Below are 9,083 nucleotides of genomic sequence, written 5' to 3' on the forward strand. Positions count from 1 at the left end.
GAACGGCCCCTGGTCCGCGCCGGTCAAACTGCGGTGATTCTACGGAGAGCCTCATCAGTTGAGAACGACTCGTAAGCGCAGCCAGGCGCGAGCCCGGCGGGATGCGGGCGTCCGACCCGCGGCCGCGGCGTACCGACGAGCGTACGATAAGGGCGCGGGTCGCGGCGCACGCGCGCGCTCCGCCTTCGCTGAAGCTTCGGCGCGATCCTTTCGGCATCGACGGCCGATTCGGTGCGCGCAATCTCACAGGCCGATCGCGCCGTAGCTCCGCAGAGCGGAGGCGGACCGGCTCGATGCATGGTCCGCGCCGGCTGATTAATGCGCGTTGGCGCGGAGGTCCTTCACGAGCGTCATCCAGAGTATCCGCACGTCGAGCGCGAGCGTCCAGTTCTCGATGTAGAAGAGGTCGTATTCGATCCGCTTGGCGAGGCTCGTGTTCCCGCGCCATCCGTGCACCTGCGCCCAGCCGGTCATCCCGGACCGGACCCGGTGGCGCAGCATGTACTGGGGGAACTTCTCCTTGAACTCGGCCACGAACTCGGGCCGCTCCGGCCGCGGTCCGACGAGCGACATGTCTCCCCGGAGGACGTTGTAGAGCTGCGGCAGCTCGTCAAAGGACCAGCGTCGCAGGAAACTCCCGATCGCCGTGCGCCGCGGGTCGTCGGGCGTCGCCCAGACGGCGCCCGTCTCTTCCTCCGCGTCGACCCGCATGGTCCGGAACTTCCACATCCGGAACGGCCGGCCGTCGAGCCCCATCCGCTCCTGCGAGTAGAGAACGGGACCGCCGTCGGTCAGCTTGATGATGAGGGCCACGATCGGCAGGAGAGGGAGGAGCACCAGCATCCCGCCGAGCGAGAGCGCGAGATCGAGGAAGCGCTTCACGAGCCCCGACCAGCCCGAGACCGGCGTCTCGGTCAAGTGCACGACCGGGAGGCCGTCCCAATCCTCCAGCCCCGCGCGGAACGTGATGTGCTGCAGGAGGTCCGGGACGACGCGCACTTCGCCTCCCGCCCGCGCGGCCGCGGCGACGATCTCGAGCGTCCGGCGGTGGGCCTCGAGGGGGAGCGCGATGAAGACCGTATCGGCCCTTCCCTGCGACAGCCATGACGCGGCGGCCGTCGTCGGCCCGCCGATCGGGACGCCGCGATAGCTCGCCCCGTGCCGCGCCGGATCGTCGTCGAGCATCGCGCAGGCCGCCATTCCCGCCTCGGGGTGATCGACGAGCCGGTCGACGACCGACTTCCCGAGCCGTCCGGCGCCGACGACGACCGCGCGCTTGACGCCGATCCCGCTTCGCCACTTCGCCTGCCACCGCGACCGCACGAGCAGCCGCGCGACGACGACGAACGGCACGTCGCAGAGGAAGAAGATGACGAGCACGAGACGCGAATAGGAGAAGGCGCGATAGAACGTCGCGATCCCGGCGAGCAGGACGACCGCGAGCGCCGTGGCGGTGAGGATGACGAAGGCCTCCTCGGATCGGGAACGGCCCCGCCGCGGACGATAGAGCCCGTGGAACGAATAGACGACCGGCCACAGGAACGCGAGGATCGGGATCAGCCGCCAGTACGGCGCGCTTCCCGGCACCCCCTTGGTGACGGGGATGACGCCGAGCCGGAAGCGCAGGAACCACGCCGCCACGAGCGCGAGGAGGGTCGCCGCGACGTCCGCGGCGATGAGCACCGACGCCTGGCGCCGGACGTTCTGTTTGATCATGGCGTCAGTTTCTGCACTTCCCGGCTGAAGTCCGCCCGAAAACGTTCACGCGAGAACCGGCGGGCGCTTTCGACGGCGCCCGAGCGATTAAAGCCCACAAGGGAAAGGGAGTCAATCGCCTGCACGATGTGTTCCGGGGCGGGCTGGGGAAACGTCGCGCCCATCTCCGGCGTGGCGAGAACGTCGAGCGCGCCTCCGCGCCCGAGCGCCACGACGGGACGTCCGCACGCCTGCGCCTCCACCGACGCGATCCCGAAGTCCTCTTCGCCGGGCTGCAGGAAGAACGCGCATCGCCGATATCGCTCCCGCAGGGTTTCACGCGAAAGCCCGCTCTCGAATGAAACGGAGCCCGGAGCGATTTCGCGGAGCCGTCTTTCCTCCGGACCCGACCCGACGATGCGGAGCGGCCGCCCCGTCCGGCGCGACCACTCGATCGCGACGTCGAATTTCTTGTAAGGAACGAGAGCGCCCACGCAGAGCGCGTATTCTTCCGGAGCTTCGCCGCCGGGAGTGAAGAACTCGACGTCGACCGGCGGAAAGACGACCGCCGCGTCGCGGTCCCAGGCGCTCCGAATCCGTTCCGCGACGGCCGTCGAGTTGGCCAGAACGCGGTCGGGACGCGCCGCCGTCCGGCGGTCCCACCGGCGAAGCCGCCCGACGAAGAATTTCTTCACGGCGCGGGCGCGGGTGGCGCCCTTCGGGAAATACGCGTCGAACTGTCCGTAGGCGTAGCGGACCGGCGTGTGGCAGTAGCAGAGGTGTCGGACGCCCGGCGGCGCGATCGCGCCCTTGGCGACGCAGTGCGAGGACGAGACGACGAGGTCGAACCCGGAGAGGTCGAACGACTCGATGGCGGCGGCGAAGAAGGGAAGGAGATGACGGTAGCTCCGCGGCGTGGCGGCGCGCTGCAGGAACGACGGGACGATCGGCACGCTCTCGATCCGTTCCGAGACGGTGCCGGGGAAGTGAAAGAGGGTGAAGATTCGCGGATTGGGGACGAGATCGAGGATCTGCTCGAGCACGAGCTCGCCGCCGCGCATCCCCGTGAGCCAGTCGTGGACGACGGCCGTTTTCACGGCCGCACGGCTCGCGCGGACGCGCTCGACCGCTGGCGGCCTTTCAAGTCGCGGACCTCCTCCGTACCGGGGCTTGCGCCCGGAGGGCGCTGCGCTTTCGTCCCGGCGCGGAGACTTTCCGCGATCGGGCCTGCGCCGCTCGCCCTCCCTCATCCGGCGGCCGTTGGCCGCCACCTTCTCCCGCCGGGAGAAGTAGCGCTGCGGCTCGCTTCGCTCGCGGCCTCGTGTGCCCTCGACGGGTCCGGCGCCCCCGGCCCGAAGCCGGGGTTCGCGACCTCGCGGAGCTCGGATCGCGAACGGCCCCGGGGAGGGCGTGCTCGTGGCTCGCGGCAATGCCCGGCGATCCCGTTGGCAGCGTCACCGCGCCTCCAGCACGCGCCGGTAGACGGCGAGCGTGCGCGCGGCCGCGGCGGTCCAGGAGAACGAACGGGCGCGGACCAGGCCGCGCTGCGCGAGCTCGGCGCGGAGGCGCGGGTCGGCCGCGAGCTCCTCGACGGCGAGCGCGATCGAGGCGGGACTCTGCGGATCGACGAGCCGGGCGGCGTCGCCCGCGATCTCCCGGAAGACCGGGATGTCGGAAACGATCGCCGGGACGCCGCAGGCCATCGCCTCGAGGAGCGGAAGGCCGAAGCCTTCGGCGAGGGTCGGGTAGAGGAGGAACGCCGCGCCGCGGTAGAGCGCCGGCAGGTCCGCCTCGTCGACGAATCCGATCCGCCGGACGCGCGGTTCCCCGCGTTCGGCGGCGCTCGCGGGCGGAAGCGGTCCCGCGAGCACGAGCGAGAGGTCTCCCGCGCGGGCGTTCCGGAACGCCTCGAGGATGCGCGGCAGGTTCTTGTGCGGCTTCGCGCCGCCGAGATAGAGCGCGTAGGAGGGGGGAAGACCGTGCTGCCGGCGCACGCGCGCGAGATCCTCTCCGGCGACGTCCGGCCGGAATGCCGGGGCGACTCCGTGCGGGATCGACTCGAGTTTCCCGGCGTGCGCGGGGGAGAGCTCGGCGAGCTCGCGGCGGACCGCCTCGGAAGCGGTGATGACCGCGCGGCTGCGGGCCAGCGCCCGCGCGAGCATGATCCGCGCGTAGGGATACCGGAGCGGCGGCGCCCCGTCGCCCGGAAAGTCGAGATGAATGCGGTCGTGGACGGTCACCACCGCGCGCGTGCCGATCGCCGCGGGCAGCACGTAATGGAGCGCGTGGAAGAGGTCGAGCCTCGCGCCGCGGATGCGCGAACCGAACCCGACGAGCTCGCGAGCCGAGTAGCCGGGCGCGGATTCGGCGACGATGGAGAAGTTTCCCGGAAGCGAGGCAAAAAGCGGCTCGTCGCCGGGACGCGCGAAGAGCGCGAATCGGAAGCCGGCGGCCTCCGGCAGGCCGGCGAGGGCGCCGATCAGTCCCCGCGTGTACGTCCCGATCCCGAAGTCGCGCGCCTTGCGGGCGTCGATGCCGACCGCGGGCGTCATGAGGAGGCGGGTCCGGGAGCGGCGCCGCTTGCGCTCGCCTCCCGCAGCACGGCGGCCGTGCGCCCGGCCGCGTCGTCCCATCGGAAGCAGGCGGCGCGCGCGAGCCCCCGCGCGATCCGGTCGCGGCGGAGCGAGGGATCCTCGATCAGGCGCGCGAGCGACTCCGCGAGACCCGCCGCGTCCATCGCCGGGACGGAGAGCGCCGCGTCGCCGGCGACTTCGAGGAGCGCGGGCGCCGTCGAGATCACCGCCGGGACCCCGCTCGCCATCGCCTCGAGGACCGGCAGCCCGAACCCCTCCTCGTGCGAGGGATAGCAGAACGCTTCCGCCGCGCGCAGCAGCGCCGGCGCCGCGTCGGCCGGGACCCAGCCGATCCGGTGGATCTTGTCGCGGAAGGGAGATCGCGCGATGCGCGCGAGCAGCGGCTCCGATTTCCAGCCTCCGCTGCCGGCGAGCAGCAGGTCGGGCCTCTCCCGCCGCTCGCGCCACAGGCGCTCGCAGGCCGCCACGAGCGCGCCGACGTTCTTGCGCGGCTCGAGGGTCCCGAAGTAGAGGATGAACGGCCGCCCGCGCGTGTGCTCCCGGCGCACCGCCTCGCCTTCGCCCGGCGCGCCCTCGGGCGAGAACCGCGGATCGACGCCGTGCTCGATGACGACCGTTTTTCCGCGCGTCTCCGGGAATCGGCGCGCGAGATCGGCCGCCGTCGCTTTCGAGACCGCGATGATCCGCTCGGATCGCTCGAGCGTCCGCTCGATCCAGGGGAGGAAGGCGACGATCGTCTTCCGGCGGTGCCACTCGGGATGCGTCAGGGGCGTCAGGTCGTGGACCACCGGCACGTAGGGAATGTCGATCCGGGCGGGAGCGATCGTGACGGCCGACAGGAGCACGTCGCATCGTTCGGACGCCAGCGCCCGCGAGAGATGCGTCTGGACCCAGACCGTCCCGAACGGATGGCGGCCCGAACGGGACCGCACGGCGTCCCCGGGAAAGCCTTCCTTTCCGTCGATCTCCCGGGGCGCGAAGAGGGTCACCTCGACCCCCGACTCGGCGGCGAGCCCGCGCGCGATCTGCTCGGTGTACACCCCGATTCCCGTGCGCGGGGCCAAAAGCGCGCGCGCGTCGATGCCGACTTTCACGACGTGCATTGTACGGGCCGGCACGGGGGGAGCGTCGCGACTCGCCGAACCTCGTCGATTTGACAGATTCCCCGTATTTTCCTATCTTTACGAGTTCCGATGCCCGAGCCGCGTATTCTTCTGGAGGGGGCGCGAGAAAAGCCCCTCGAGTTTTCCGGCGAGACGACGCTTTCCGTCGAAGATCTCGGCGGGGACCCGCTCGTCTCGCTTTCCCCGGTCCGGATGGACGGGGTGATCACCCGCGTCGACGAGGACTACCTGCTCGAGGGGGAGCTGACCTTTTCGGGAGAGCTCGCCTGTTCGCGCTGTGTGGCTCCGTACGCCTTCGCGGAGGCCATCTCCCTGCATCTCCGGCTCCGAAAGCGGCCCGCGGCGGCCAGGCCGGAAAAGGGGCGCGCGGAGGAACCGGAGGAGGAGCGGGAGATGGACCCGGGCGAGCTCGACGTGGTTCTTTTCGACGAGCCGATCCTCCCATTTGGCGAGATCGCCCGGGAGCAGGTCCTGATGGCGATCCCGATGAAGCCGCTCTGCCGCGAGGAGTGCCGCGGCCTGTGCCCCGAATGCGGAAAGGACCGGAACGTCGCCGAATGCTCCTGCGAGTCGCGCCGGGTCGATCCGCGGCTGGAAGTCCTGAAGAGTTTGAAATAAGAGGTCAACGATGCCGAATCCGAAGCACCGCCACAGCAAGGCTCGCCGCGACAAGCGCCGCGCCCACGACTTCCTCGCCGCGCCGGCGATGTCGGAGTGCCCGAACTGCCACGAATCCAAGCTTCCGCACCGCGTGTGCCCGCATTGCGGCCACTACAAGGGCAAAGAAGTCATCGACATCAAGAACGTCTGACCCGGCCGCGCGCTCCCGATGAAGATCGCGGTCGATGCCATGGGCGGGGATCATGCTCCGGACGTGAACGTCGACGGGGCCGTCGCGGCCGCCCGGGAATTCGGGGTTTCGACGATCCTGGTCGGACAGGGGGCGAAGATCGCCCCGCTGCTCTCCGGGAAGGACACCGGGAGCGCCACGATCGAGATCGTCGAGGCGCCCGAGGTCATCGGCATGGACGAGGCGGCGGTCGCCGCCGTCCGGAAGAAGCGGTTCTCGTCGATCCGGGTCGCGGCCGGGCTCGTCCGCGAGGGGAAGGCCGACGGCCTCGTCTCGGCGGGCCACACCGGAGCGGCCATGGTCTGCGCGAAGATGGTGATCGGGACGATCGAGGGCGTCGACCGGCCCGCGCTCGCCGCCATCATCCCGACGGTCTCCGGCTTCTGCCTGCTGCTCGACGTCGGCGCGAACCCGGAGTGCAAGAACCACAATTTCCGCGAGTTCGCGGTGATGGGGCACCTCTATGCCCACCTCCTCTTCGGCATGACCGCCCCCCGGATCGGCCTGATGTCGATCGGCGAGGAGGACACGAAGGGGACCGACCGCACGAAAGAGGCGTTCAAGGTCTTGAAGGACACCGGTCTCAACTTCATCGGCAACGTCGAGGGCAACGACGTGTTCAACGGCCGCTGCGACGTGATCGTGACCGACGGGTTCACCGGCAACGTGCTGCTCAAGGCGTCCGAGTCCCTGGCGGAGATGATCCAGAAGTCGCTGCGGGAGGAGATCACGAAATCCGCGAAGGCCTCGATCGGGTTCCTGCTCTCGAAGTCGGCCTTCCGCGCGTTCAAGGCGCGGATCGATTATTCGGAATACGGCGGCGCGCCGCTTTTGGGCGTCAAGAAGTGCTGCATCATCGGCCACGGCCGCTCCTCCGCCAAGGCGATCAAGAACGCGATCCGGCTCGCCGCGGAGTTCTCGCGCAAGCGGATGTCGGAGCAGATCCAGGAGTCGATCGCGGAGCTGCATTCGCGGGAGCAGGGGCTGGCCGTCCAATAGAGGGGCGCGGCGATACCGTCGCGCCGAAGCCTCCGCGAAGGCGGATGCATCGACCCGTCCGCCTCCGCTCTGCCGAGCTACGGCGCGATCGGCGGTGAGTTCGCGTCAACCATATCGGCCGGTCGATGCCAATAGCTACGGTCGACGGGGAAAGAAGCCTCACTCGGTTCAGAACAACCCGAAAGCGCCGAGCCTGCCCAGCGTCCTCGATCGGACCCCGGCGGCCCTTCGCGGCGCGACCGAGTCTCGCGCAACCGCTGCGCGGGACGAATCGCGCCGCGGGAGCGGGAGCGTCGGCGAGGGGGTGGCGACGGGCGCGGTCGAGTCGCTCGTTCGACGAGCCACGCCGTCGTCACGCGCTCCCGGTCCCCGAGCCAGCTCCCGCGACGGTATCGCCGCGCCTGATAGATAATCGGGGGATATGTTGAGAACCAAGATGGTGGGCACGGGCTCGTGCGTCCCCGAGCGTCTGCTGACGAACGCCGACCTCGAGAAGATCGTCGAGACGTCGGACGAATGGATCACGACCCGGACCGGCATCAAGGAGCGGCACATCGTCGAGCCGGGGGAGAAGTTCTCCGACCTCGCCACGCGGGCGGCCGAGCGCGCGCTCGAGGCGGCCGGGATGGCCGCGGCCGACCTCGACATGGTGCTCGTCGGCACCGTCTCCGCCGACATGCTCTTCCCGTCGGCGGCCTGCGTCGTTCAGAACAACCTCGGGGCGTCGAAGGCGGCGGCGTCGGACCTTTCGGCGGCGTGCACCGGCTTCCTGTACGGTCTCCATCTCGCCGACGGGCTCATTCAATCGGGCAAAGCCGAGAACATCCTTCTCGTCGGCGGCGAGATCCTCTCCCGGTACGTGGACTGGACGGATCGTTCGACGTGCGTCCTCTTCGGCGACGGCGCCGGGGCGGCGGTCCTGCGCGCGACGCGCGGGGATCACGGCGTCCTCGGCTCCTCGATGAAGTCCAACGGCAACTACGGGGACTTCATCTGCATGCCGGGCGGCGGGTCGTCGCGGCCGGCCAACGACCCGAAGTCGATCGACGAGCGGCTTCCGTTCATCAAGATGAAGGGGAACGAGACATTCAAGATCGCCGTGCGCGCGATGGCCGACGTCTCGGAGGAAGTCCTCGAGGAGCAGGGCTTCACGCACGACGACATCCAGCTCTTCATCCCCCACCAGGCGAACGAGCGGATCATCGACGCGGTCGGCAAGCAGCTGAAGATCGACCCGAAGAAGGTCTACAAGAACATCGAGCACTACGGCAACACGTCGGCGGCGTCGATCCCGATCGCGCTCGACGAGTGCGTCCGCGGCGGAAGCGTGAAGTCGGGCGACCTCGTGCTGATGACGGCGTTCGGTGCGGGCCTCACGTGGGGCGCCGTCCTGATGCGCTGGTAGACGGGGCCTCCATGCCTCTCGCCCTTCTGTTCCCCGGACAGGGCTCCCAGTACGTGGGCATGGGAAAGGACCTGTGCGACGCCTTCCCGGAGGCGAAGCGCGTCTTCGACGAGGCCGACGCGGCGCTCGGCTACCCGATCTCGAAGATATGCTTCGCGGGGCCCGAAGAGGAATTGAAGCGCACCGCGAACACGCAGCCGGCGATCCTGACGCACTCGATCGCGGCGCTGCGGGTCCTCGAGGCCCGCCGGCCGGAGCGGGTGGCGGGAGCGATCGCCGCCGCCGGCCATTCGCTCGGCGAATATTCGGCGGGAGTGGCGGCCGGCGCGTATGCCTTCGCCGACGCGGTGCGGGTCGTCCACGAGCGCGGCCAGTTCATGCAGGAGGCGGTGCCCGAAGGCGTCGGCGCGATGACG

9 protein-coding genes are annotated in these 9,083 nt (G+C 69.9%); 5 read left to right on the plus strand and 4 right to left on the minus strand.

Annotation, left to right across the window (positions count from 1 at the left end; all coding sequences use genetic code 11):
* Positions 1–315: 315 nt before the first annotated feature.
* From VKH46_06490 to VKH46_06505, 4 genes are all read right to left on the minus strand, one after another.
* A complete protein-coding gene (locus tag VKH46_06490) occupies positions 316–1,716 on the minus strand; it encodes an undecaprenyl-phosphate glucose phosphotransferase (protein ID HKB70476.1) in 1,401 nt (466 codons plus the stop codon).
* Complete coding sequence (locus tag VKH46_06495; protein HKB70477.1) at positions 1,713–2,792, minus strand: glycosyltransferase; 1,080 nt, start codon at positions 2,790–2,792, stop codon at positions 1,713–1,715. The genes VKH46_06490 and VKH46_06495 overlap by 4 nt, the downstream gene beginning before the upstream one ends.
* Before the next feature lie 357 nt (positions 2,793–3,149).
* Entirely contained in the window at positions 3,150–4,247 is a 1,098-nt protein-coding gene (locus VKH46_06500) for a glycosyltransferase family 1 protein (GenBank protein ID HKB70478.1), read from the minus strand.
* Positions 4,244–5,383 (minus strand): glycosyltransferase family 1 protein, encoded by a 1,140-nt coding sequence (locus VKH46_06505; GenBank protein HKB70479.1) that lies wholly within the window; start codon positions 5,381–5,383, stop codon positions 4,244–4,246. Before VKH46_06505 ends, VKH46_06500 begins: the two co-directional genes overlap by 4 nt.
* A 99-nt stretch (positions 5,384–5,482) precedes the next feature.
* Between VKH46_06505 and VKH46_06510 the strand changes: the two genes are divergently transcribed.
* From VKH46_06510 to VKH46_06530, 5 genes are all read left to right on the plus strand, one after another.
* The gene (locus VKH46_06510) at positions 5,483–6,031 is read left to right on the plus strand and encodes a DUF177 domain-containing protein (protein ID HKB70480.1); all 549 of its coding nucleotides are present in this window, start codon (positions 5,483–5,485) and stop codon (positions 6,029–6,031) included.
* A gap of 10 nt (positions 6,032–6,041) precedes the next feature.
* Entirely contained in the window at positions 6,042–6,224 is a 183-nt protein-coding gene (gene rpmF, locus VKH46_06515) for a 50S ribosomal protein L32 (protein HKB70481.1), read from the plus strand.
* Between the two features lie 18 nt (positions 6,225–6,242).
* A complete protein-coding gene (gene plsX / locus VKH46_06520) occupies positions 6,243–7,262 on the plus strand; it encodes a phosphate acyltransferase PlsX (protein ID HKB70482.1) in 1,020 nt (339 codons plus the stop codon).
* Between the two features lie 421 nt (positions 7,263–7,683).
* Positions 7,684–8,667, plus strand: a complete 984-nt coding sequence (locus VKH46_06525) for a beta-ketoacyl-ACP synthase III (protein HKB70483.1) — start codon at positions 7,684–7,686, stop codon at positions 8,665–8,667.
* A gap of 11 nt (positions 8,668–8,678) precedes the next feature.
* Positions 8,679–9,083 (plus strand): ACP S-malonyltransferase (locus tag VKH46_06530; protein HKB70484.1); only part of this gene is annotated, 405 nt, incomplete at its 3' end.

Source organism: Thermoanaerobaculia bacterium, from assembly GCA_035260525.1.
Classification (GTDB): Bacteria; Acidobacteriota; Thermoanaerobaculia; order UBA5066; family DATFVB01; genus DATFVB01.